This is a genomic window from Burkholderia cenocepacia (genome assembly GCF_900446215.1).
Taxonomy (GTDB): Bacteria; Pseudomonadota; Gammaproteobacteria; order Burkholderiales; family Burkholderiaceae; genus Burkholderia; species Burkholderia cenocepacia.
The window spans coordinates 12,902-36,537 of sequence record NZ_UAQZ01000017.1; the positions used below are offsets into that span (position 1 = coordinate 12,902).

The window sequence follows — 23,636 nt, forward strand, 5'->3', positions numbered from 1 at the left end:
CGAAACGAGGGCAGGCCGGCGTGCCTGCCGTCGATGCCGCCGGGTGCGTGCCTGCCCCGGCGGCTCGGCTTTTTCTGTCAACCGGCGCGTGGCCGTTCGCGGCAGCGCGCGTTTTATCGACGCAATGTAGGGGTGTCTGGATGGCTAACGTGACTTATACGGATACGCAACTGCTGATCGACGGCGAGTGGGTCGACGCCGCGAGCGGCAAGACGATCGACGTCGTGAACCCGGCGACCGGCAAGCCGATCGGCAAGGTGGCCCACGCGGGCATCGCCGATCTCGACCGCGCGCTCGCCGCCGCGCAGCGCGGCTTCGAGGCATGGCGCAAGGTGCCCGCGCACGAGCGCGCGGCGACGATGCGCAAGGCGGCCGCGCTGGTGCGCGAACGCGCGGACACGATTGCACAGCTGATGACGCAGGAGCAGGGCAAGCCGCTCACCGAAGCACGCGTCGAAGTGCTGTCGGCGGCCGACATCATCGAATGGTTCGCGGACGAAGGCCGCCGCGTGTACGGCCGGATCGTGCCGCCGCGCAACCTCGGCGCGCAGCAGACGGTCGTGAAGGAGCCGGTCGGCCCGGTCGCGGCGTTCACGCCGTGGAATTTCCCGGTCAACCAGGTCGTGCGCAAGCTGAGCGCCGCGCTCGCGACCGGCTGTTCGTTCCTCGTGAAGGCGCCGGAAGAAACCCCGGCATCGCCGGCCGCGCTGCTGCGCGCGTTCGTCGATGCGGGCGTGCCGGCGGGCGTGATCGGCCTCGTGTACGGCGATCCGGCTGAAATCTCGTCGTACCTGATTCCGCACCCGGTGATCCGCAAGGTCACGTTCACGGGTTCGACGCCGGTCGGCAAGCAACTGGCCGCGCTCGCGGGCCAGCACATGAAGCGCGCGACGATGGAACTGGGCGGCCATGCACCGGTGATCGTCGCCGAGGACGCGGACGTCGCGCTCGCGGTGAAGGCCGCCGGCGGGGCGAAGTTCCGTAACGCCGGGCAGGTGTGCATTTCGCCGACGCGCTTCCTCGTGCACAACAGCATCCGCGACGAATTCACGCGCGCGCTGGTCAAGCACGCCGAAGGGCTGAAGGTCGGCAACGGCCTCGAGGAAGGCACGACGCTCGGCGCGCTCGCGAACCCGCGGCGCCTGACCGCGATGGCGTCGGTCGTCGACAACGCGCGCAAGGTCGGCGCGAGCATCGAAACCGGCGGCGAGCGGATCGGCGCGGAAGGCAACTTCTTCGCGCCGACCGTGATCGCGAACGTGCCGCTCGAAGCGGACGTGTTCAACAACGAGCCGTTCGGCCCCGTTGCCGCGATTCGTGGTTTCGACAAGCTGGAGGAGGCGATCGCCGAGGCGAACCGTCTGCCGTTCGGCCTGGCCGGCTATGCGTTCACGCGTTCGTTCGCGAACGTGCATCTGCTCACGCAGCGCCTCGAAGTCGGGATGCTGTGGATCAACCAGCCGGCGACGCCGTGGCCGGAAATGCCGTTCGGCGGCGTGAAGGATTCCGGCTACGGGTCGGAAGGCGGGCCGGAAGCGCTGGAGCCGTATCTCGTCACGAAGTCGGTGACGGTGATGGCCGTCTGACGGTCGGTTGAGTGTGGGCGCGCCGCGATGCGTGCGGCGCGCCCGCTTTGCGGATGTCTCGATGCCAGTGGTCGCCGTTCATGGGCGACGGTCTCCGGCTCGATGCCGGTTTAGAAAGGGCGGGTTCGGCTCGATGATCGCCCGGACTGGCGACGGCGCGCCGACGCGCCGGGCGCCGCCGCTTTCAATCGCAGGTCTCACGCGTCAATCGTTTTTCGCTCGTCAAGCGTTATCGGACTCGACGGACGGTGCTTCTTGGCGTACGCGCGTGCCGCTATACGATCGACCTTCCGGTGATATTTGGCTTTCAGCCGTTGTACGAGCGTGCGGGCGTCTGAGCGATCGAGGATCGTGGTCGGTGCGCCGGTGTCCTGGACGAATTGCGGCTCAGTGACAAACATCCGCTGCTCGTGTTCCCAATTGCGATCGAACGCGATATCGATGGCGTGCAAAATCCTGGACGTGTAATCGAGCATGGCTTCGGCTGCTTCGCGCGTGATCATGTAGCACTGCAAACCGACCGGGCTTTCCATCCACATCAGCTTTGTACCGCTCGATAGGTGTGCGTATTCGGTTTGCTCGCGCCTGTTGAGCCACATCAATCGCACCATGTCCCAGTGCTCGCGCGTGGCGTACAGTTCTTCGGTCGCGGATTTGAAGCCATCCAGTAACGCCACATCGTCCTCCATGATGCAGCACGCGTTGCTCCCCGACTCCACAAGTTGTCGCCAGACAGCGCGATGACTGAGATAGCAACCGAGCTCGCCCGGTGACAGCAGCCAGCCGTAACGGCGAAGGCGGGCGCCGGTGTCGTACCCGGGGATACCGTGGCCGCAGCCTTTGAGTTCGAAGGCGTCGAAGAAGCGCGCATTGATATTTTGTTTCGCGAATTCCTCAACCATTCCTGCGCGGCGATCGTGTGCGCGTGCGAGTGAAATGCAGACGTATGACAGACCCCGTGTCATGCGAAACAACCCCGTAATAATTGAAAGCGTTTGGTCGGAAGATATCACACGCGTTACAACGCCCGAACTTCCTGCGTCGGCAGTTCAAATATTTCGGCGGTATCTGCGGGTGGGTCGATGCCTGTCCAGGGCGGCCAGAATGCCATGTGCGAGGTAGATCCAGCGCGAGCGCGCCACTTGGCGAGCACGGTCGCGAACGTGTGCATGAACACCGACTCATGGCAGCATTTCATCGAGCGGAACGTCCGGCGCGGATGTTCGCGCGTAGCGGCGACGGCGGGTTGACGCGCGTGCAGGCTGCCGCCGATTCATGGGCTGTGCGCTTCGAGCGCCAGCAGGCGCAGGACTTCGGGGCAATGCCGCGGAATCGGCGAGCGGCCGGCGACGTCGTTCCGCACGGTGCGAATGCAGCAGCGGAGTGTTTGGGCGCTTCGAGCGATAGACAGGCCATCGGTGAGCGCGAGCAAATCGGCTTGCGCGCCGTGACGGCAGGCGGCGGCATTCATAGGCGTTGCGGGCGGTGAACTAACGGTTTTCGCTAGCGACTCTATTTTACATAACGTGAATTATCGACAGTTTGTGTTGTAGTAGCTAGATTGAAATGTCCGCTTTTGGCTACATAGAAATGTCCGCTTTCGGGCCGCGTAAGCTGTCCGGCTGCCGGTTTCCCGGCGCCGGAGGCTGCGATGGCTGCAACGGAGCGGATCACGATGACGATGCGCGAGCTGGATCGATTCAAGGTCATTCAGGACGTAGCCGACGGCAAGCTCAAACCATGGCGTGCTGCGGAACGGCTGGAATTGACGACCCGGCAGGTCCGCCGGCTGGTCGCCCGGTTACGTGAGCACGGCCCGGTGGGATTGGTATCGGGACACCGGTCGAAGCCCGGCAACCGCCGTCTGGATCCAGGAGCCGCTGACCGGGCGCTGTCGATCATCCGTGATCGCTACGCCGATTTTGGGCCGACGCTGGCCTGCGAGAAGCTGTGGGAATGCCACGGGCTGCAGTTGTCGAAGGAGACAGTCAGAAGGCTGATGACGGACGCCGGGCTGTGGATTCCGCGCCGGCAACGACCGCCGAAGGTTTATCAGCCGCGAGCGCGCCGGGCTTGCCTCGGCGAACTGATCCAGATCGACGGCTGCGATCATCGATGGTTCGAGGAACGGGCGCCGGCAAGATGTCGGGCATAGGGAGCGCCGTGAAGACTTGACGAGTTCTGATGAATCGGCGCGCTGCCGACAACGGCCGGCATGCGCCCCTCTACCCTATTCTGCCGTGCTCCGTGACGCCGCCGGTGGAATTGCGTCCGATCCTGGTGGATTCCGTTCCGGGTGTTCATGCGACAACCCCAGCCTCGGACATCCGCCCACATCGTCGACATGTCGCGACAAGCCCCCCGTCAACTGCGACAACGACTCGCCATCCGCGCGCTGCTGCCGAGCACCCGATCGCGACATCGCACGCGGCCGCGTCGACCGCCGGCCATCAACCGCCGGCTGCATGCACGCGCGGCCGCCGCGTATGCCATCCGAGCGTCTGCTCCAGCGTGGCCGCGACCTGCAGCAACACCGCTTCGCTGCCCATCGGCCCGGCGAGCTGCACGCCGACGGGGCGGTCGCCCGACCAGCCGGCCGGCAGCGAAATCGCCGGCGTGCCGGTGATGTTGAAAAGCCCCGTGAACGGACAGTAGTCGAACAGCTTGTCGCACCAGCCGCGCGCGTCGAGCGTCGCATCGTTCTGGTCGAGATGGCCGAGTTCGACCGTCGGCATCCGGGTGACCGGCGTGACCAGCACGTCATAGCCGCCGAAAAACCCGCCGACGTCGCGCGACAGCACATTGAACTGCATCAGCATGCGTTGCAGGTCGAGCCCCGACAGCCGGCGCCCGTGCTCGATGCATGCATGCGTGCACGCTTCCACTTCGCGCGGATCGTACGACCGCCCGAGCGCATCGGCGGCGCCCAGCGCGGCCGACGCAAGGAACGCCGTCCACGCGGTGCAGCTCGCCGACGCAAGCGCTTCGGCGTCGTACGCAGGTACGGCCACGTCGACGTCGTGGCCGAGCTGTTCGAGCGTGCGTGCCACCTGCTCGGCCGCGGCGACGCAATCCGGATGCGTGACGCCGGCGCCGGGCATGCGCGTCGCCAGTGCCACACGCAGCCGGCGTGCGGGCGTGCGGATCGCGTCGGCATAGCGTTCGTGCGGCCGCGCGATATCGAACATCGCACCGGTCTCCGGGCCTTCGACCGCATCGAGCATTGCCGCGCTGTCGCGCACCGTGCGCGTCACGGCGAACTCGATGCCGAGACCGAACAACGGCAGGTTGTAGTCCGGGCCGACCGGCGTACGGCCGCGCGACGGCTTCAGCCCCACGAGCCCGCAGGCGGCCGCCGGCACGCGGATCGACCCGCCGCCGTCGTTCGCGTGCGCGGCCGGCACGATGCCCGCGGCCACCGCCGCCGCCGAGCCGCCGCTCGATCCACCGGCGCTGTACGCGGGGTTCCACGGGTTGCGGGTCGGCCCGTGCAGCAGCGATTCCGTCGTCGCGTTGAAGCCGAGTTCGGGCGTCGTCGTCCGGCCGAAGGTCGCAAAGCCCGCGCGCTTGAAACGCGCCATCAGCTCGCTGTCGGCAGGCGGCACGTAGCGCCCGGCCAGCAGCCGCGAGCCGCCGTCGTTCGCGACGCCGCCCGCATGCAGCACGAGATCCTTGATGAGGAACGGCACGCCGGCGAACGGCCCGTCCGCCGCGTACTCGAGCGGCTGCTCGAAAGTTTCGATGATCGCGTTGATTTCCGGGTTGACGCGCGCGGCGGCGGCTTTCGCCGCCTGCATCGCTTCGTCGGCGCTGACATGGCCGGCGCGGATCTCGGCGGCCAGGCCGGTCGCGTCGTAACGTACGTATTCCTCGATATTCATGGGCGTTCTCCTGCGTTCGTCGGGGGTGACGGATGTCGTGATGGGCGGGACTGCGGTGAAGCGACTTCATTGAAGCCCGCGAAAAAACCATCCGAAATCGTTCAGATGAACGATGGGAACGTGCGGCAGGAATGCGGCGAACAGCGGGAAAAAGCGGCGCGCTTACGCGAGCGCGCCGTCATCGTCGAGCACGCGGATCAGTTCGCTCTTCGTGGTCACGCGCAGCTTCACGTACACGCGGCGCAGATGATGCCGCGCCGTCGCCGGCGCGATGCCGAGGCGTTTCGCGACGCCCTTGTACGTGCAGCCGTCGCAGAAGATGCGCGCGACCGCCAGCTCGCGCGGGCTCAGCACGGCGCCGACGCCGGCCGCCCGCGCGCGCACCAGCACGTAATCGCCGAGCCGTTCGCTGTGCAGCCGGATACGCGCGCCCGACAACGCGGGCGGCGGCGGCGTGGCGTCGAACAGTCGGGCTCTCGCGTCGTCCGGCAAGCCGGTGCGATCCCACGACGGCCATTCGAGTGCGGCGAGCGCGAGGAACGCGTCGTCCGCGTACTGCAGCACGCCATGCGCGTCGAACAGCGCGGAAGCCGCGCCGCCCGTCGCGCCATCGGTCGCGTGCATCCAGTGCAGGCGGTTGCATTCGAGCGCCGACGCCATGTGCTCGATCGCGAATTCGAGCAGGTTCGCGTCGGCCGCGTCGAAGCGGCGATGCGTGCGGCGATACAGCGACAGGTGCGTGGCGCGTTGATTCCCGGCGTCCACGCACACGGCGAACAACACCTGTGCGATGCCCTGCGCCTTGCAGAACCGCCGCATCGTGTCGTTCAGCGGAACCGTCGACGTCGACGCGACGACGATCTTCTCCGACGATGTTTCCGCCAGTCGCGCCAGCGGATCGCGCAGCTTGACCTGTTCCCAGTCGTGCATGAAGCCCGGACGCAGATTGTGCAGGTACGCGCTGTGCGGCAACGGGCCGTCGGGCCGCAGGCTCGAATGGCCGAACCATGCGCCGTCGAAGTCGATGTGCTCGTTCAGCAGCAGCAGGAGCCGCCGGTCGAATTCGTCGACGCGCGTCGCTTGCGGCAACCGGTAGAGCGGCAACAGCAGGCGGCCGACGCGCCGTGCAAGCGCGGCGCCTCGTGGCGGGATTGAGCGGGGGCGGATGGCATCGCGGGTCACTCGTCGTCTCCTGTCGCGTCGTCCGGGCGGCCGTGCCGTCGTGGTCGGCGCCGCCGTTTGTCGGGCGATTCTGGCATTTTTGCGGATCGCCGGCCACCGGTCGGAACCCGCTATCCGATACCGTTCGCGGCTGTCGTTCGGCGTGGGCGGACCCGTCGCCGACGCGTTTGTGCGCCGATCGTCCGTGCCCGTCGGTTGAAACCGACCTTGCGCCCCCTACCCGATTCGTTTGTAGAATCGGCGTGTTCGCCGTCCACGACACGGGACAAGACATGATCCTCAGCCGCCGTCCCGCCGGATACCTGCGGCCCTTCATCGACTCGGTATGGGCATCGTATCCGCCGTTTTCGATCCGGAACGAACGTTGCCGCGAGCGCGTGCTGCCGACCGGCGCGGTACACATCGCGATCCGGCTCGATGCCGAGCCGTTGCGGCTATTCGACCGCGTCGAAGACGACACCGGCCGCACGGTCGGCGTCGCCGTGGTCGGCGGCGCACGGGCGTGCGCGTACCTCAAGGACGTCTCCGCGCCGGTGCCGACCGTCGGTGCGCTGATTCGTCCGGGCGCGGTCCGGCTCGTCACCGGCGTGCCGGCGTCGGCCTTCTACGGCCTGCACCTGTCGCTCGACGATCTGTGGGGCGCCGACGCTGCCAGCATCCGCGACCGGCTCGGCGAAGTCGCTTCCGCCGCCGCGCGGCTGGATCTGTGGGAAACGCTGCTGAGCGCACGGCTACCGCGCGTGACCGGCATCGACCCGGCCATCGCCGCATCGATCGCGCAATTGAATCGTGGCACGGCGGTCCGCACGATCGTGCAGCAACTCGGCTGCAGCCACCGTCACTTCGTCGCGCAGTTTTGCGAGGCGGTCGGCATGCCGCCGAAACGCTACGGCCGCGTGCGCCGCTTCGCGCAACTGCTCGACGGCTTGTCGGCCGCGCCGCCGGCATCGTGGGCCGATGCCGCGGCGGCGGCAGGCTATGCCGATCAACCGCATTTCAATCGCGAATTCCTCGAGTTCGCCGGATTGTCACCGGAACAGTACCGGCAACGCGCGAGCGCGAACGGTTTTCACGTACCGCTCTGACTGCTGACGCACGACCGCCACGGTCGCCGCGGCGGTCAATTTTGTTCAAGACCGGGCGCCGGACGCCCGATAGGATCGAGCCAACCCACACCACCCACCGGAGGGCACCATGGCGATTCACGAAGTCTTTCCGTATCTGCGCGCCAAAAGCGCGGAAGACGCCATCGCGTTCTATGCGAAGGCATTCGGCGCGCAGGAGAAATTCCGGCTCGTCGAGCCGTCGGGGCGCATCGGACACGCGGAATTGCAGCTCGGGCCATGCACGCTGATGATCTCCGACGAGTTCCCGGAATACGATCTGTTCGCCCTCGACCCGGACGGCAACGCGCCGATGGTGCTCCATCTGCATGTCGACGACGCCGACGCGACGATCGCCGCCGCCGTCGCGGCCGGCGCGCGCGTGACCCGCGCGCTGCAGGACCAGTTCTACGGCGAGCGTTCGGGCAGGATCCGCGATCCGTTCGGTTACGACTGGCTGATCGGGCATACGATCGAAGCGGTCGAACCCGATGAAATGCAGCGGCGTTACACGGCGCTGATGTCCGGCGATCAGTGAGCATTCCGGACAGCGTACCCCGAACGATCCCCCGATATCCGCGATGCACTACCACCCCGACGACATCAGCCGGCTTTTCCTCGGTGTGCCGACGCTGCAGTTGAACCGCCCCGCGCCCGCCGAGCGGTTTCTCGCCGCCGCCGTCGCTACCGGCGCCGAACTCCGGCAGGTGCTGCGCGACTACCCGCAGGTCCGCTACCAGCCGCTCGACTTCCACTATCTGTGTCAGCAAAGCCTGTCCGCGCTGGACGACGCGCTGCTGGCCGACCTGACACGCGACATGCGGCACGGCTGGCGCGGCGCGCACTGGGCCGCGCTGCTGATCGCGTTGTCGGGCGACGCGCGCTATCTGCCGCACCTCGGCGCGGCCAGGCGCCATCGCGGCGTCGAATGGGCCGCCGGGCTGGCCGCAGCCGCCTCGGCCGCCGATGCGCAATCGTCGGCCTGCCGTTGCTGCCGGTCGATCGTGCAGTTGCGTGCGCAACTGGCCGAGTTGCCGCGGGTGGTCGTCCGGTTGAGACCGTGGCCCTCGCCGGCAGCGCTCGAAGCGAGGACCAACGCCGTGCGCGCCGCCTATCGAAGCGGCGGCGCCGACGCGGCGCTGCCGATCACCCGCCGCTAGACAGCTCGGCACGCAATCGCGCGATGGCGCGCTGAACCCGCACCCCGCCCCGCACGCCCCGCCTTTCCGACCGCCGCCCCCGCCGTCGACGCATCGCGATTCCGCGCGATTCCGCACAGGACCTTTCCTGTGCAACGCCTTAATCGACCGCCGCACGATCTCCAATAATGGCCGCTCGATCCATCGGCCGCCAGGCCGGACCCACAACAACAAAACTCCTATGCATTCCTGCCAAATGAACCCGCAGGCCGGCGCACGCGTCGCGGGGACCGTCATTGCCGCCTGCCTGAGCAGCTTCGTGCCGAATGTCGCGCATGCGCAGAGCAGCGTGACGCTGTACGGCCTGATCGACACGTCGATCACCTACTCGACCAACCAGCGCACGCGCGGCGCCGGCTCGCCCGGCGGCGGCAGCGTCGCGATGACGAGCGGCGCGCTGAATGCGTCGCGCTGGGGGCTGCGCGGCCGCGAGGATCTCGGCGGCGGGATGGCCGCGGTCTTCGCGCTCGAAAACGGCTTCTCGGGCACCACCGGCAAGCTGTCGCAGAAAGGCGTCGACCTGTTCGGCCGCCAGGCGTGGATCGGCGTGAGCTCGAAGACGGCCGGCACGCTTTCCTTCGGCCGCCAGTACGACCTGATCCTCGATTTCGTGACGCCGCTCGGCGCGTCCGGCCCCGGCTGGGGCGGCAACCTCGCCGTCCACCCGTACGACAACGACGATTCGAACCGCAACCTGCGCATCAACAACGCGGTGAAATATACGAGCCCGACGGTTCGCGGGCTGACGTTCGGCGCGATGGTCGGCTTCTCGAACACGGCCGGCCAGTTCTCCAACAATGCCGTGTGGAGCACGGGCGTGTCGTATGCGAACGGGCCGCTGAAGCTCGGCGCCGGCTACCTGAAGATCAGCCGCGACCGCAACGCGCCGAACCCGGACGGCGCGCTGAGCACGGTCGACGGCTCCGCGACGATCACGGGCGGCAACCAGCAGATCTGGGCCCTGGCCGGCCGGTATGCGTTCGGGCCGCACTCGGTCGGCGCCGCGTGGTCGCATTCGGCCACCGACGGCGTGACGGGCGTGCTCCAGGGCGGCAACATCGCGCCGCTGAAAGGCGAATCGCTGGTGTTCGACAACTTCTCGATCGACGGACGCTACTTCGTCACGCGCGCGTTGAGCGTCGCCGCCGCGTACACGTACACGATGGGCCGCTTCGACACCCGCACGGGCCAGACGCGTCCGAAATGGAACCAGGTCGTCGCGCAGGCCGACTACGCGCTGTCGAAGCGCACGGATGCGTATCTCGAAGGCACTTACCAGAGCGTGAGCGGCGGCAACGGCAATCCGGCGTTCAACGCGACCGTCTGGACCTTGACGCCTTCGGCGAACAGCAACCAGGTCGTCGTCGCGCTGGGGTTGCGGCACAAGTTCTGACGAATGCGGCCTCGCGCGGCCGCCCGGCTGCATCCGACGAGCACGTCACCCGTCACCCGATCGCCGTGATCGACACGAGAAAGGCCGCGCCCCGTGCGCGGCCTTTTCGCTGTGGCGGGCGTCGGGTATCGCGTACGGCGCGCGGAAGCAAGAATGCCTCCCGACTGTCGCATTTGCGCAAAAAATGCGAAGAAACTGGTCACGTTGTGACATTTTTCCTAATCTGTTTGCAGCGACGCCGCGATTCGGCGTTCCGGTCGCAACATTCTTTCATCTGGCGCACCATCGGCTTACGGGCCTGCATCACGGCAACGGAGCCGGACCTTTCGCGCCATGGCGGCCGGACAGCTGCGTGCGGACGGCACGCAGCCACGCTTTCAACGCAGTCAACCGCTGGAGACGAACGATGAGCAAAATGAACCGAATTGCGGTCCTGGCAACTTTCGTACTGCTGGCCGGTTGTCACAACGCGGCGAAAACGCCCGAGAATGCCGGCGCGGCACCGGAGCCCTCGAGCGAAACCGTCGCGACGGTGACGGCCGACGATCTGAACAATCCGAACAGCCCGCTCGCCAAGCGCAGCATCTACTTCGATTTCGACCAGTACTCCGTGAAGCCCGAATTCCAGTCGCTTCTGCAGGCGCACGCCGACTACCTGCGCAGCCACCCGGCGCGGCACGTGCTGATCCAGGGCAACACCGACGAGCGCGGCACGTCCGAATACAACCTCGCGCTCGGCCAGCGCCGCTCGCAGGCCGTGGCGAGCGCGCTTCAGACGCTCGGCGTGCCGGCCACGCAACTCGAGGCCGTCAGCCTCGGCAAGGAAAAGCCGGTCGCGCTCGGCCACGACGAGGAAGCGTGGGCGCAGAACCGCCGCGCCGATCTCGTCTATCGTTGATCCGGCGTCGCCGCGGCGGCGGCGATACGCAAAAAGCATGGAATAAACGCGCCGCCGAAACGTCTTCTCATCGCGCAGCCGCGCGGTTCACGCGAACCGCCTTTCCCGTGGCCTGCGCGCTGCAAGGAGATTGCAATGAAATCGGCAACGTTGGCCGCGGCGCTCGTCGCGGCGCTGGTGCTCGTGCTGTCGACGGGCTGTACGTCGTCGGGCAGCGGCGTGTCGCAAGGACCCGGCATGAGCCGGTATGGCGGCTCGGGAGGTAGCGGAGGCGGCGGAGGCGGCGGAGGCGGCGGCGGCTACTGACGCGCCGCCGTCAGGAAAACGGGGCGGCGCATCGCGCACGGGCACCGGAAACCGGCCGCCTCGTGCGCGACGCCCCGCCCCGGGGTGCGATTCAACGCATCGCCTTCACGTCGGCCGACGTGACGCTCGCCGGCTGGCCGCCCCACGTCGCGCGCAGGTAGTTCGCGAGCTGCGCGAGTTCGTCGTCGCTCAACGTTTTCGCGAAACCCGGCATCGGCTGCAGGTTTTCGAACCCGGCGAACTTCTGCTCGCCGATGCCGTCGAGCATCGCGACCAGCAGGTTGCGCGGATCGCCCTGGCGCACCGTCGAGTTGCCGTTCATCGGCACCGCCACGTGCGGCTTGCCTTCGCCGTTGAAACCGTGACAGCCCGCGCAGACCGCGAGATACACCGAGCGGCCGGCGGCCAGTTGCGCGGCATCGGCCGATACCGGCTTCACCGGTTGCGGCGCGGGCGGCGTATCGCCGAGCAGGTACACCGACAGTCCGCGCAGGTCGTCCTTCGTCAGGTACTGCGTGCTCAGGTGCACGACCGGATACATCTCGCCGAACGCCGAGCCTTGCGGTGCGATGCCGACGCCGAAGAACGTCTGCAGGTCGGTGCCCGTCCAGCCGCGCGCGGCGAGGCCGGCCGGCGTGATGTCGGGCGCGGCCACGCGGCCGAGCGCGGCCCCTGCGAACGGCTTCGCGCCGTCGAGCTGGCCCGTGAAGGCGCGCGGCGTGTGGCATTCCGCGCAGTGGCCGAGCGCGCCCGCGAGATAGCGGCCGCGCTGCCAGTCGGCGGATTGCCCGGTCGACGCATCCGGCAGGCTGTCCTTCAGGAACAGCATGTCCCAGAAGACCATGCCGAAGCGCAGGTTGTACGGGAACTTGAGTTCATGCGCGCGGTTTTCCTGCGCGACCGGCTTGACCGTCTTCAGGTACGCGAACATCGCGTCGGCGTCGGCGCGCGTGAGCTGCCGGTACGACGTGTACGGCATCGACGGATACAGGCGCTTGCCCGGCGCCTTGCCGTCGTGCAGCGCGGCATAGAAGTCGTCCGCGCTCCAGTTGCCGATCCCGTGATCCTTGTCGGGCGTGATGTTCGAGCCGTAGAACGTGCCGAACGGCGATTCGAGCGCCGCGCCGCCGGCGAACGGCGCGCCGTCCTTCGCGGTGTGGCACGCCGCGCAGTCGGCGGCCTTCACGAGATAGCGGCCGCGCGCGACCGGGTCGGCGCCGGGTGCGCCGGACGCCGCGTTCGAGGCCGGCGCGTCGTGGCCGCCGCACGCGGCGAGCAGCAGCGCACAGGCCGCTGCGAGCGCGGGCAGGCGCGCGGCCCGCGCGACACGATGAGCGAGTGTGCGGTTCATGCGGCGTCCTTCACGAGTCCCGGCGTCGTCAGCACCACGTCCTTGACGGCTTCGTAGTAGCGGACATAGCCCGTGCAGCGGCAGAGATGCGCGTCGAGCGCGTCGGTGATCGTGCGTTCCACGTCGGCCTTCGCGATCGGCTCGCGCTTCAGGCGTTCGATCAGCACGGTCGCCGCGTTGACGAAACCCGGCGTGCAGTAGCCGCACTGGAAGCTGAAGTGTTCGAGGAACTTCTGCTGGATCGGCGACAGCTCGACCACTTCGCCGGCTTCGTTGCGCTTCGCGTGGCCTTCGATCGTGCGGATCGAACGGCCGTGGAAGAAGTGCGCGCCGGTAATGCAGGTGCGCATTTCCTCGCTCGTGCCGTCCGGCTGGTCGACGATCACGACGCACGCATGGCAGATGCCCTGCCCGCAGCCGAGCCGCGACCCGGTGAGGCCCGCGTACTCGTGCAGGAACTCGATCATCATCAGACCTTCCGGCACCTGCATCGGACCGACGGTCTTGCCGTTGATCCTGACCGACAGCGGTTTCTGCTGGAACCGGACGAGCGGACGCTCGACGGCGGCCGCGGCCGATGCCGGCGCAGCCGGGGCAGCGGGAACGGACGCCGATGCGGCCGAAGTTGCCGCCGGTGCGGAAGCGCCAGTCGCAGCCACGCTGGCGCTCGCGGCCGAAGCCGCGGTTTGGGCGGTCGTCATGCGAGCACCTCCTGAATCTTTTGCGGGGTCACCGGCAGATCGGTGAAACGATGGCCGATCGCGTGCGCGATGCCGTTCACGATCGCGCCGACGACGGGGATCATCACCACTTCGGCGACACCCTTCGGCGGATCGGTCTCGGACAGCGGCGGCAGCACGTCGCCCGTCTGCGTCCAGACGGCGACGTCGGACGCGCGCGGCAGCTGGTAACGGTTGAAGTTCCACGTCCCGTTGCCCGGGCCGTCCTCGTAAAGCGGCAGGTACTCGTGCAGCGCATGGCCGATGCCCATCGCGAGACCACCCTGCAACTGGCCCGACACGAGCTGCGGCGAAATCTGGTTGCCGCATTCCATGATCGAATGGTGCGTGAGCAGTTCGACCTTGCCGGTCGCTTCGTGCACGGCCAGCTCGACGAGCGTGCCGACCGCCGTGTAATACGTGACGGCCGCGTTGTTGCGGCTCGTCGGCGGGATGAACACGCGCTTGCGGTCCAGCACGCGGTAGCCGTTCGCGGTCGGCGGCAGCGTGCCGCGCAGCGCGGTCGCGCCGGCCGGCGCGGCGGTGCCCGGGATCGGACCGTCATCGCCCGTCTTCGGCGCGCCGACCCGCAGCGACAACCCGTCGATCGGCAGACGCTCGACCGCGCCACCTACCTCGAATTCCGCATCGGTCCACTGCCAGCGGTTGAACACGTGCACGACGGCGCCGGTCGGCAGGCCGAGCGCATGCGCCTGCTTCGCGAGCTGTTCGAACGTCAGCGGCTCGAGGCCGTCGGCGGTCAGCTTGCCGTCGACCCAGCGTGCATCCTCGATGCGGATCGTGTACGGCGCGGCCTGGCCGCCGCCGAGGCCGCGCGTCCAGATCGACATCGCGGCCGGCCACAGCCCGTAGCGGAACACGGCGCGCGCGGCTTCGCGCGTGCTGTGCGTGAAGTAGTACGCGGAGTTCGTCGCGCTCGACGGCGACGCATAGCCCGGCGACCAGCGCGGGTTCGCGCTCAGGCGGTCCTGGTCGGCCTGCGACATCAGGTACGGATCGCCGCTCGTCTCGACCGGCAGGTCCGGCCATTCGGTCACGGCCACGCGTACGTCGGTCGCCGGACGGCCGAGCCATTTCGCGACCGCGACGGCCTGCGACGTCGACATCCCGGTGCCGATCTCGGCCGCGGTGTGCTGCAGCGACACCTTGCCGTGCTCGTCGAATTCGACCTTCGCGAACGACGCTTCCGCGCCCGTGCCGAAATCCTTCTGCACGCACGCGAAGCCGACGCCGTAGCGCTTGCCCGGATGCGCGGCCTCGAATTCGGCCTTGCGCGCGACGCGACGCGTCCACAGCGGATGCTGCTTCGCGCGCTCCAGCACTTCGTCGACGCGCAGCGCGCCGGCGGGAATCGCGCCCTGCGTGTTCTTCATCCCCGAACGCAGCGCGTTGCGCAGACGGAAGTCGATCGGGTCGATGTTCAGTTGCGCGGCGATCTCGTCGACCGCCATCTCGGTCGCGGCCATGCTCTGCAGCGTGCCGTAGCCGCGTGCGGAGCCGGCGTCGATCGCGCGCGACGCGATCGCGACGGCCGCCAGGTCGCTCTTCGGGAAATAGTAGATCGATTGCGCGGCGGTGGCGCCGACCATCGCGACCGACGGCGAGAAGTTCGAGCGACCGCCGCCGTTCGCCTCGAAGTCGCCCTTGAACGACTGCAGCAGGCCCGTGTTGCGGTCGACCGCGATCCGGTAACGCATCTTGAACGCGTGACGCTTCAGCGACGTCTGGAACTGTTCGTAGCGGTCGTTCGCGAAACGCACCGGGCGGCCGTCCGCGTACAGCGCGCAGACGAGGCCGTAGAACGGCACGTTGAAGTGGTCCTTCGAGCCGTAGCCGACCGTGTAGCACGGATGCACGAACAGCTTCTTCACCGGGAAGCGGCATTTCGCGACCATCGCGGCCGCGTTCTCCGACACTTCGAGCGGCGACTGGGTCGGCACGACGAGGTGCAGCGATTGTGTCGCGGCGTCGTACCAGCAGTTCGCGTTGTCGGGTTCGAGCGCGGCCGTATCGACCGACTGCGTGTTGTATTCGCGGTCGAACACGAGCCAGTCGGCCGACGGATGGTCGAGCTCGCTGGCGATCTGCCCGGCGAGGAACATGCCCTGCTCGTCGAGCTTGCCGTGCTCCTTGCCGTCCGGCCAGACCGGCAGGTGCTTGCGCATCATGCTCGGGAAGATCGGCGCGTCCTTCAGGCTCGAATAGACGTCGTCGTCATAGGCCGTCTTGCCGCCCACGCGCACGTAGCGGAAGGTGCCCCACGGATCGCGCTCGAGCGGGCCCGTGACCGCGCCGTAGCGGATCACGTCGTCGCGGAACTTCAGCGCGTTCTTCGCGAAGCGGAAGCGCGCGAAGTCGTGATAGATCAGGATCGCGACCGCATGGCCGAGATACGCGGGCGTCTTGCCGGCCGGCAACAGCATGTCGTCGCCGTAGAACGCCGGGAACGCGACGCCGTCGCGCGCGAGATCGTCGGCCGTGACCACGCGGTCCGGCTTCAGCTCGTCGCCGAGCAGCGACAGGTCGAAACCTTCGTACGTGCGGTCGGCCTGCGTGACGCGCAGAATCAGCGCGTGCGACTGCTGCTGCGGCCAGTGCGGCATGTCGGCGGCGCGCACGTCGCGGGCGAACACTTTCGAGCCCGTGACCTTCGCGATGCCGTCGATGCGGAATTGGGGGATGCCGGTGACGCTATCCCACTTGACGGGGGTGAGGAGTTTTTCTTCGAAGAGCGCCGCGAACGCGCGGCTGCCGATGGGCGCGACATACACCGCGACGCCCGCCAGCACGCTGGCTTTCAGAAAACCCCGCCGTGACAGGCCGTGGTTTTTCATTGGGGGGAACCTCCTGATGCGGCTCGGACGGCGATCGGGTGTCGCGGCGTTCGGAGCGGCGCGCATTCTGGCATTGTTTTTGATATATCGCCTATAGTATTTCTCGCATGAAATACTTATTGGATTTCTTATAACGGGATTCAGCCGGGCTGCGGCGGGCGGTCGCGGGCGCGAATCGCCCGCCGTGCGCGTGCGGCCGGCGGCCGCCACGCCGGCTGCCCCCGTCTCCTGCCGGTCGCCGCACATCGTTCCGTTCGCAACGATGCTGCCTTCGCGCCGCCGAATCCGCAAGCCTCTCGCAACCGTGGTTTACGACTACCGCGCGAAGCGGTGCGCGGCGCCGTCGGGCGGCCCGCGCCGCCGGTTTTTCATGGTAATGTCGTGCGCATCCGGCTCGGCCGGGCGTCCGCCACGTGCCGTGCGGGCGTCGCCAGCCATCCCGACATCGTGTCGAGGTCAACGACCATGGCAGTCAGGGCCTCTCTCCTGAACTCCGTTCTCGCCACTCCCCCCTCCGGCAACCACCGCGTGACGGCCGCGCTGCGTCCGTCGATGCTCGTCACGCTGTTCGAGGACGTGCGCCCGATGGCGCTGTCCGGGCTCGCGAGCGGCTTCGTCGCGGCCGTCGCGCTGATCCGGCTGCAGCAGCTGTGGTGCCTCGCGTGGCTCGTCGTCGACGTCGGCCTGCTCATCGCGCGCCTGTCGATCGCACGGGCCTACACGGTGCGGCGCAACGCCGGCGACGATCGCGCCGAATACTGGGCGAGGCGCTATGCGCCGGTGTCGCTCGTCGCGTGCTTCGTGCTCGGCCTCGGCGTGATGGGCTGCGTGCAGGCGGCCGACGTCGAGCTGGGCACGCTGTCGGTGATGGTCGCGGGCGGCGTGTTCGGCGGGATCGCGTCGCGCAATTCGGCGCTGCCGCGGCTCGCGATGACGCAGGTCGTGCTCGGCGTGCTGCCGATCGGCGTCGGTGCGCTGCTGGCCCCGCGGCCGGGCGCATGGCTGCTGGTGCCGCCGCTCGCGATCTATCTCGCGGCGATGCGCACGGTCGTGCAGCGCCACTACCGCGTGCTCGTCGCGCTGATCGCCGCGCGCCAGCGCAACGCCGAACTGGTCGCGCGCTTCGACGCCGCCCTCACCTACATGCCGCACGGCCTGTGCATGATCGATGGCGACAGCCGCGTGATCGTCGCGAACCGGCGCACCGCGCAACTGTTCGGCTCGCCACGCGAGATCATGCTCGATACGCCGCTGCCGGCCGTGGTCGCCGCACTCGGCGCGAACGCCGCGACCGATCCCGGCGGCATCGGCCTCGCCGCGCAATGCGACAGCTGGCTGAGCCGCAACGAGCCCGCGCCGTTGGACATCGCGCTGGCCGACGGCCGCCAGCTCGAACTGACGCGCCACCGCGTGCCGGACGGCAACGCGGTGATCATCGTCGAGGACGTCACCGCGCGCCGCCAGACCGAACAGCACATCCGGCACCTCGCGCGGCACGACGCGCTGACCGGTTTGCCGAATCGCCACGAGCTGCACGCGGCGCTCAAGCGGATGCTCGCGCGCCGGCCGCGGCTGCCGAGCCCGGCGTTCGCCATCATGTATCTCGACCTCGACGGCTTCAAGTCGATCAACGACCGCTTCGGCCACCAGGCCGGCGACGAAGTGCTCACGCAGGTCGCCGAACGGCTCGGCAAGACGCTGCCGCCGGGCGAGCTCGCGGCTCGCATCGGCGGCGACGAATTCGTCGTCGCGATCGACGACACGACGATGCACGCGTGCTCGATCCTCGCCGCGCGGATCATCCGGCAGATTTCGGCGCCGTATGGGTTGTCGAACGGCGAGACCGTCTGCATCGGCATCAGCATCGGCATCGCGCTCGACGACGGGCACGGCTCGCCCGACGAACTGATCCGGCAAGCCGACAGCGCGCTGTACGACGCGAAGTCGGCCGGCAAGGGCATCTACTGCTTCTATTCGAGCGGCAGCCGCCGTATGGCGCCGGCCACCGCAAGCTGAGCCCGTGACGCGCGCGCCGCGCATCAACTTTCCGTGCCCGCTGCGTTCTCCCGACGATTCAATTCCGAAACGCTTTGCCGGTCCGCACATGACGCCGTGCGTTCGCGTGTCACGTGACGTGTTCCGTAACATCGCCATCCGACGCGCCGCAAGATGACTGCAGAAGCCCGCACGATCGAGACCGGGCACGGCATTTCGCGGCTGGCACTCTTATTGCTCCTTGATGGGGAAAGAACGTTTCAGGGAGCCCAACATGAATACCGTCGACGTGCTCGCACGAACCGAAATCATCGACGAACAGGCCGTGATCGACGGCGCATCGCTGATCCGCCGGCTCGTGTCCGAGCGCCGGATGCCGGCCGCGCGCGAAGCCGCCTGCATCGACAATCCGCCGCTCACGCTGTATGGCGCGTTTCGTCAGGGCGTCGCCGATCACGCCGCGCGACGCGCGAATCCGTATCGCGCCGGCAGCCGTTTCTGGGCACTGTGGGAAGAAGGACGTCTCGAAGCTGAAACATCCGGCCGGTAAGCGCGTCGCGCGCGCCGGCCCCGTCACGACACGGGCTGGCGCGAGAGCCGGCACGTCAATGCAGCCGGCCGGCGCGCCGGCATGGCTTCATCGCTGCAACATCGCGCGCGCCCGCGTATCGGCCCGGCAAGACACGGCCGTGCGCCCGTCCGCGGTCACGCGCTGCCTGGCCGATCCCGCCCGCCGCGCCGCGCGGCGCCGGTTTCCCCTATAAGATGGCAGATTCCGTTCATCGAACGACGCTGCCATGACTTCCTCTCCTGCTCGAAACCCCATTCACTGCGAAATCGATCTCGACGCGCAAGGCAAGCACGCGGGCTACCTGCGGCTGCCGCACTCCGTGCACCGTTCCGCATACGGCTGGCTGCCGATCCCGATCGCGTCGATCCGCAACGGCGACGGCCCGGTCGCGCTCGTAATGGCCGGCAACCACGGCGACGAGTACGAAGGCCAGATCATCGTGTCGCAACTGATGCGCGAGATCGAACCCGACATGGTCCGCGGGCAGTTGATCCTGCTGCCGATGGCGAATTTCCCGGCGGCGGATGCGGGCCTGCGCGTGTCGCCGCTCGACGAAGGCAACCTGAACCGCAGCTTTCCCGGCGACCCGACCGGCACGCCGACGCAGATGATCGCCCACTACATCGAGCACGCGCTGCTGTCGCGCGCGCAGTATCTGGTCGACCTGCATTCGGGCGGCAGCTCGCTGCTGTACCAGGGCGGCAACATGCTCGCGATCGATCCGCTCGACGCCGACGAAGCCGAGAAGCTCAACGGGCTGCTGGTCGCGTTCGGATTGCACAATGCATTGCTGCACGCGCCGAATCCCGTGCATTCGGCGTCGGCCGCGCGCCGGCAAGGCGCGATCTCGATCGTCACCGAACTCGGCGGCGCCGGGATGGCCGATCCGTCGCTGATCCGGCTCGGTCGCCACGGACTGCTGCATTACCTCGGCTATATCGGGTTGCTGCACGGCGCGCTCGTGCCCGACGCGCCGCCGACCGTCACGCGCTTCATGCGCGTCGACGGCGATCGCCATTTCGTCTATGCGTACGAGCGCGGGCTGTACGAGCCGCTCGTCGAGCTCGGCGACCAGGTGAAGGCCGGGCAGCCGGCCGCGTGGGTGCATTTCCCCGATACGCCGTTGCGCGAACCGGTGCTGCACCGGTTCAACGGCGACGGCGAGGTGGTGTGCAAGCGCGTGCCGGCGCAGGTGCGGCGCGGGGATTGCCTGTTTCAGCTCGCGGAGCCGTCGACGCCGCCGCGCGTCATCGCGTGAGGCACCCGACTGACGCGTTCACGACCGTCGCACGCTGCCAGTGCGGACACGCCGACCGTCAGTCGGACGACACCGGCGACTCGTTTCCCTGCGCAACACCGCATTGATGGCAATGCGGAAAGAAGAAGAAATTCCGGCCACCGCATTCGCACACATTGAAAAGCCTCAATCCGCAATGGACGCAGAACGTGGAGTCGTTGCCACCGAGACTCCATTGTTTGTCGCATGACGGGCAGCGCTTTTTTTCGAGCGACCGGACGGCTTTTTCGTATCCGATCGTGCGCGCGCGTTCGCCCTGATCCTGCTGCAATTCGAGCCGTTTGCGCTCGGCATAGCGCTGAAACGCCTTCATCATGTAAAGACCGGCGAATACCGTGAGCACGATGCCGACCAGGACCCGGACATAGCCGCCGAAATTCGGCAGGTACGGCACCAGTTCAATGAAAAACGCGCTCAGCGCAAACAGGCCGAAACCGTACACGAACGGCCAGTAGCGCGCGTTGCGGTAGCGGATGAACAGCCAGGTCGCGACCAGCAGTATCGGCAACGTCAGCGCCAGCCGCAGCCCGAACACCTGCATCTCGTAGCGCCGGGTCGCGTCGTCGAAGCGCCGTTCGGCTGCTGTGTCCGCTTCGGCGATTTGCGTGTCGACTTGCGTCTGCTGCGATGCCAGCGCCCGTTGCTGGTCGCCGATCGCATCGATCTGATGCTGCCAGTTGACGACCACTGCCTGCAGCGTATCCAGCTTGCGCGTTCTCGCCACGATGTCCGGGTCCGTCGCACCGTCTCCCGTCACCGCGCGGGTGGCCAGCCAGTTGCGGAAACTTTCCTTTTCGGCCGCGTACGCCTTCACGGCGCGGCCGCGCGCCACTTCCATCGTGTCGACCTTCTCGGCGAGCGCATCGCGCTGCGCCTGCAACTGACGCCGCGCCGCGTCCAGCCGCGCTTTTAACGGAGCGTCGGCGAATTGCTCGATGACCGGCGGACCACCCCGAGGCGCGAACGCCATGTCGCGAATCACGAGACTGCCGAGCATGTTCAGAAAGACGGCGAAGATGATCGCGATCACCCATGACGCGAGTCGCAGGAGCCGCGCAGGGCTGGTCAGGCCGTCGCCGGAAGTCATCATGGTTTTTCCTTCCTTGTTGTTGGAATGGTTTCCATTGGTATCAATCTTGATGCAACCGTCGATGCTCTCTTTGTCGTCGGTTGCCGTGCGGCGCCGCGCTGATGCCGAATGCCGATCCTAAACGGTCGGCCCACATTCGCGCTAGCGGACAAGTCCCCTCGACATTGGCGTCGAATCTCCGCCACTGACCGGCAATCGCCCCCGTCAGATAGAATGACGCGCTTTGCCCGTACGCCTATGTGGTTCAAGAATCTCCAGCTTCACCGTCTTCCCGCGCCCTGGGCCGTTACTGCCGACCGGATGGAAAAATGGCTCGCGCCTCACGCATTCCAGCCGGGCAGCAGCGTCGAAATGCAGCGCGTCGGCTGGGCGTCGCCGCGTGACGACGGCGCGCTCGTGTATTCGATCAACCGGCAGATGCTGCTGGTGTTTCGTGCCGAAAAGAAACTGCTGCCGGCGTCGGTCGTCAATCAGGTCACCAAGGCCCGTGCGCTCGAACTCGAAGAGCAGCAGGGCTTCAAGGTCGGCCGGAAACAACTGCGCGAACTCAAGGAACAGGTGACCGACGAACTGCTGCCGCGCGCGTTCAGCATTCGCCGCGATACCCGCGTGTGGATCGATACGGCGAACGGCTGGCTCGTCATCGATGCGGCGGCCCAGGCGCTCGCCGACGACGTTCGCAGCCTGCTCGTCAAATCGATCGACGGATTGCCGCTCGCCGGCGTTCAGGTGGCGCGCTCGCCGGTCGCCGCGATGACGGACTGGCTGCTGTCCGGCGACGCGCCGGGCGGATTCACCGTCGACCAGGACGCCGAGTTGCGCTCGAGCGGCGAAGGCGGCGCCACCGTGCGCTACGTCGGCCACGCGCTGGAAGCGAACGACATGCGCCGGCATATCGAAGCCGGCAAACAATGCATGCGCCTCGCGATGACCTGGGACGACCGGATCTCGTTCGTGCTGACTCCGTCGCTGACGATCAAGCGGGTCACGCCGCTCGACGTGATCAAGGAGGCGGCGGACCCCACCGCGCAGAACGACGACGAGCGCTTCGACTCCGACTTCACGCTGATGACGGGTGAATTGGCGCGGATGCTGACCAGTCTCGTCGATATCCTGGGCGGGGATCGGCAGGACTCGGTTCCTCAGCCGGCAGCAGCCTGAACAGCGTCGTCGAGGGTCGTCGCCGCGCGACGACGCGACAATTCAAGGGGGACCGTCGCCATCATGGCGGCGGATCGCGGCCGGGGGCGCGGCCGTGAAAAGCCTGCCCTCATCGGCATCAGGCATGACCGGCAGGCGATCGAAACGACGACACCCCGCCAATCCACGGCGGCCCTTCCCCGTCGTCCACACCGCAAACGGGCACGGCTCTCCCACGCCCGCTCGCCCCACCCCACGCCCCCTGCAAGCCTTCTTACGCCTTCCGCGAAATCCTTATCGAAATTGCTTCGTTCGCCTTTGCCGGCCGCGCCGCTAACGTGTTCAAAACGGCGGCGGCACGCCGGATGCCTCGCATCGGGCACGACAGCCGCCGCCATCACGACAACTGCGTCGCGATAACGGAACAGACCGGACGGGCCGCGTGCCCGCACCCCGCCAGGAACGTCCGCATCGCGCGCCATTCGCGATGCCCATGGCCACGAACGACCGCATCATCGACACGACGCCGCTCGACGTCCGCGCGCAGCCGCTGATCGACGCGCTGATCGACGAGTATTCGATCCGTTACGACGCGTACCGCCCCGACAGCCGCGCGTCGGCCCGCGACGAACTCGCACGCTACCCGGCCGAACTGTTCGCGCCGCCCGAAGGCGCGTTCGTGCTGTTGCTGCGCGACGGCGAAACGATCGGCGGCGGCGCGTTCAAGCGCTACGACGCACGGACCGCCGAACTCAAACGCATCTGGACGCGCGCCGACCTGCGCCGCCAGGGCCTCGCCCGGCGCATCGTCGAAGCGCTCGAACTGCGCGCCGCGCAGCAGGGCTACCAGCGCCTCTACCTGACCACCGGCTTTCGCCAGCCCGAAGCGTGGGCGCTGTACGACCGCACCGGCTATACGCGGCTGTTCGATTCGTCGATCGATCCCGAAGCGTATTTCCATCTGCGCTTCGGCAAGGATCTCGTCGATCCGTCGCGCACGTCGACGCTGGCCGACCTGTGGGCGCCGGTGCCCGAACCGGTGCTGCCGCGCTGAGTGCACGACGTCCCGC

At 67.7% G+C, this 23,636-nt stretch carries 20 protein-coding genes and 1 pseudogene; 13 read left to right on the plus strand and 8 right to left on the minus strand.

Annotated features, from left to right (window positions below; translation table 11 throughout):
• The first annotated feature begins 140 nt into the window (after positions 1-140).
• Positions 141-1,586 (plus strand): NAD-dependent succinate-semialdehyde dehydrogenase, encoded by a 1,446-nt coding sequence (locus DTA15_RS34540; protein ID WP_006482793.1) that lies wholly within the window; start codon positions 141-143, stop codon positions 1,584-1,586.
• A 197-nt stretch (positions 1,587-1,783) separates the two neighbouring features.
• Here DTA15_RS34540 and DTA15_RS34545 read toward each other — a convergent pair whose 3' ends face one another.
• On the minus strand, positions 1,784-2,551 hold the full coding sequence (locus DTA15_RS34545; RefSeq protein ID WP_012493339.1) for a glycosyltransferase family 25 protein: 768 nt from the start codon (positions 2,549-2,551) through the stop codon (positions 1,784-1,786).
• A 308-nt stretch (positions 2,552-2,859) separates the two neighbouring features.
• Positions 2,860-3,057 (minus strand): hypothetical protein, encoded by a 198-nt coding sequence (locus DTA15_RS34555; RefSeq protein ID WP_006482785.1) that lies wholly within the window; start codon positions 3,055-3,057, stop codon positions 2,860-2,862.
• Between the two features lie 180 nt (positions 3,058-3,237).
• Here DTA15_RS34555 and DTA15_RS34560 point away from each other — a divergent pair.
• A pseudogene (locus tag DTA15_RS34560) lies at positions 3,238-3,726 on the plus strand (helix-turn-helix domain-containing protein); the annotation flags it as partial.
• A 310-nt stretch (positions 3,727-4,036) separates the two neighbouring features.
• On the opposite strand, the gene DTA15_RS34565 reads toward DTA15_RS34560, so the two are convergent.
• A complete protein-coding gene (locus DTA15_RS34565; protein WP_006492282.1) occupies positions 4,037-5,467 on the minus strand; it encodes an amidase in 1,431 nt (476 codons plus the stop codon).
• Positions 5,468-5,629: 162 nt separating this feature from the next.
• Positions 5,630-6,649 carry a helix-turn-helix transcriptional regulator gene (locus tag DTA15_RS34570; RefSeq protein ID WP_006484230.1) on the minus strand — a complete coding sequence of 340 codons (1,020 nt, stop codon included), beginning with the start codon at positions 6,647-6,649 and terminating at the stop codon, positions 5,630-5,632.
• Positions 6,650-6,816: 167 nt separating this feature from the next.
• Here DTA15_RS34570 and DTA15_RS34575 point away from each other — a divergent pair, with 167 nt between their 5' ends.
• From DTA15_RS34575 to DTA15_RS38790, 6 genes are all read left to right on the plus strand, one after another.
• Positions 6,817-7,734, plus strand: a complete 918-nt coding sequence (locus DTA15_RS34575; RefSeq protein WP_227743157.1) for a helix-turn-helix domain-containing protein — start codon at positions 6,817-6,819, stop codon at positions 7,732-7,734.
• A 109-nt stretch (positions 7,735-7,843) separates the two neighbouring features.
• Complete coding sequence (locus DTA15_RS34580) at positions 7,844-8,290, plus strand: VOC family protein (protein ID WP_006484235.1); 447 nt, start codon at positions 7,844-7,846, stop codon at positions 8,288-8,290.
• Positions 8,291-8,333: 43 nt separating this feature from the next.
• Entirely contained in the window at positions 8,334-8,912 is a 579-nt protein-coding gene (locus DTA15_RS34585; RefSeq protein WP_006484231.1) for a hypothetical protein, read from the plus strand.
• 220 nt (positions 8,913-9,132) lie between these two features.
• The gene (locus tag DTA15_RS34590; RefSeq protein ID WP_077021125.1) at positions 9,133-10,344 is read left to right on the plus strand and encodes a porin; all 1,212 of its coding nucleotides are present in this window, start codon (positions 9,133-9,135) and stop codon (positions 10,342-10,344) included.
• A 406-nt stretch (positions 10,345-10,750) separates the two neighbouring features.
• The gene (gene pal / locus DTA15_RS34600; RefSeq protein WP_006492284.1) at positions 10,751-11,242 is read left to right on the plus strand and encodes a peptidoglycan-associated lipoprotein Pal; all 492 of its coding nucleotides are present in this window, start codon (positions 10,751-10,753) and stop codon (positions 11,240-11,242) included.
• A 135-nt stretch (positions 11,243-11,377) separates the two neighbouring features.
• Positions 11,378-11,548 carry a hypothetical protein gene (locus DTA15_RS38790; RefSeq protein ID WP_006484238.1) on the plus strand — a complete coding sequence of 57 codons (171 nt, stop codon included), beginning with the start codon at positions 11,378-11,380 and terminating at the stop codon, positions 11,546-11,548.
• Between the two features lie 91 nt (positions 11,549-11,639).
• Here the strand turns inward: DTA15_RS38790 and DTA15_RS34605 are convergent, their stop codons facing one another.
• The 3 genes from DTA15_RS34605 to DTA15_RS34615 are packed head-to-tail and all read right to left on the minus strand — an operon-like array spanning position 11,640 to position 16,473.
• Positions 11,640-12,899, minus strand: a complete 1,260-nt coding sequence (locus DTA15_RS34605) for a cytochrome c (RefSeq protein ID WP_012493341.1) — start codon at positions 12,897-12,899, stop codon at positions 11,640-11,642.
• On the minus strand, positions 12,896-13,600 hold the full coding sequence (locus DTA15_RS34610; RefSeq protein ID WP_006483632.1) for a (2Fe-2S)-binding protein: 705 nt from the start codon (positions 13,598-13,600) through the stop codon (positions 12,896-12,898). The genes DTA15_RS34605 and DTA15_RS34610 overlap by 4 nt, the downstream gene beginning before the upstream one ends.
• Positions 13,597-16,473: a xanthine dehydrogenase family protein molybdopterin-binding subunit gene (locus tag DTA15_RS34615; protein ID WP_006483637.1), complete on the minus strand. Its 2,877-nt coding sequence runs from the start codon at positions 16,471-16,473 to the stop codon at positions 13,597-13,599. The genes DTA15_RS34610 and DTA15_RS34615 overlap by 4 nt, the downstream gene beginning before the upstream one ends.
• Positions 16,474-16,938: 465 nt before the next feature.
• Here DTA15_RS34615 and DTA15_RS34625 point away from each other — a divergent pair, with 465 nt between their 5' ends.
• The 3 genes from DTA15_RS34625 (at position 16,939) to DTA15_RS34635 (ending at position 20,297) form a co-directional block, all read left to right on the plus strand.
• Positions 16,939-18,489, plus strand: coding sequence for a sensor domain-containing diguanylate cyclase (locus DTA15_RS34625; protein WP_012493342.1), 1,551 nt, complete (start codon positions 16,939-16,941; stop codon positions 18,487-18,489).
• A 253-nt stretch (positions 18,490-18,742) separates the two neighbouring features.
• Positions 18,743-19,018: a hypothetical protein gene (locus tag DTA15_RS34630; RefSeq protein ID WP_006483627.1), complete on the plus strand. Its 276-nt coding sequence runs from the start codon at positions 18,743-18,745 to the stop codon at positions 19,016-19,018.
• 247 nt (positions 19,019-19,265) lie between these two features.
• A complete protein-coding gene (locus DTA15_RS34635) occupies positions 19,266-20,297 on the plus strand; it encodes a succinylglutamate desuccinylase/aspartoacylase family protein (protein WP_006483634.1) in 1,032 nt (343 codons plus the stop codon).
• A 58-nt stretch (positions 20,298-20,355) separates the two neighbouring features.
• On the opposite strand, the gene DTA15_RS34640 is transcribed toward DTA15_RS34635, so the two are convergent.
• On the minus strand, positions 20,356-21,423 hold the full coding sequence (locus DTA15_RS34640; RefSeq protein WP_034178527.1) for a double zinc ribbon family protein: 1,068 nt from the start codon (positions 21,421-21,423) through the stop codon (positions 20,356-20,358).
• Positions 21,424-21,663: 240 nt separating this feature from the next.
• On the opposite strand from DTA15_RS34640, the gene DTA15_RS34645 reads away from it, so the two are divergent.
• Together DTA15_RS34645 and DTA15_RS34650 are read left to right on the plus strand one after the other, a co-directional pair.
• Positions 21,664-22,587 (plus strand): recombination-associated protein RdgC, encoded by a 924-nt coding sequence (locus DTA15_RS34645; protein WP_012493343.1) that lies wholly within the window; start codon positions 21,664-21,666, stop codon positions 22,585-22,587.
• Between the two features lie 472 nt (positions 22,588-23,059).
• The gene (locus tag DTA15_RS34650) at positions 23,060-23,620 is read left to right on the plus strand and encodes a GNAT family N-acetyltransferase (protein WP_006483626.1); all 561 of its coding nucleotides are present in this window, start codon (positions 23,060-23,062) and stop codon (positions 23,618-23,620) included.
• The last annotated feature ends 16 nt before the right edge of the window (positions 23,621-23,636 follow it).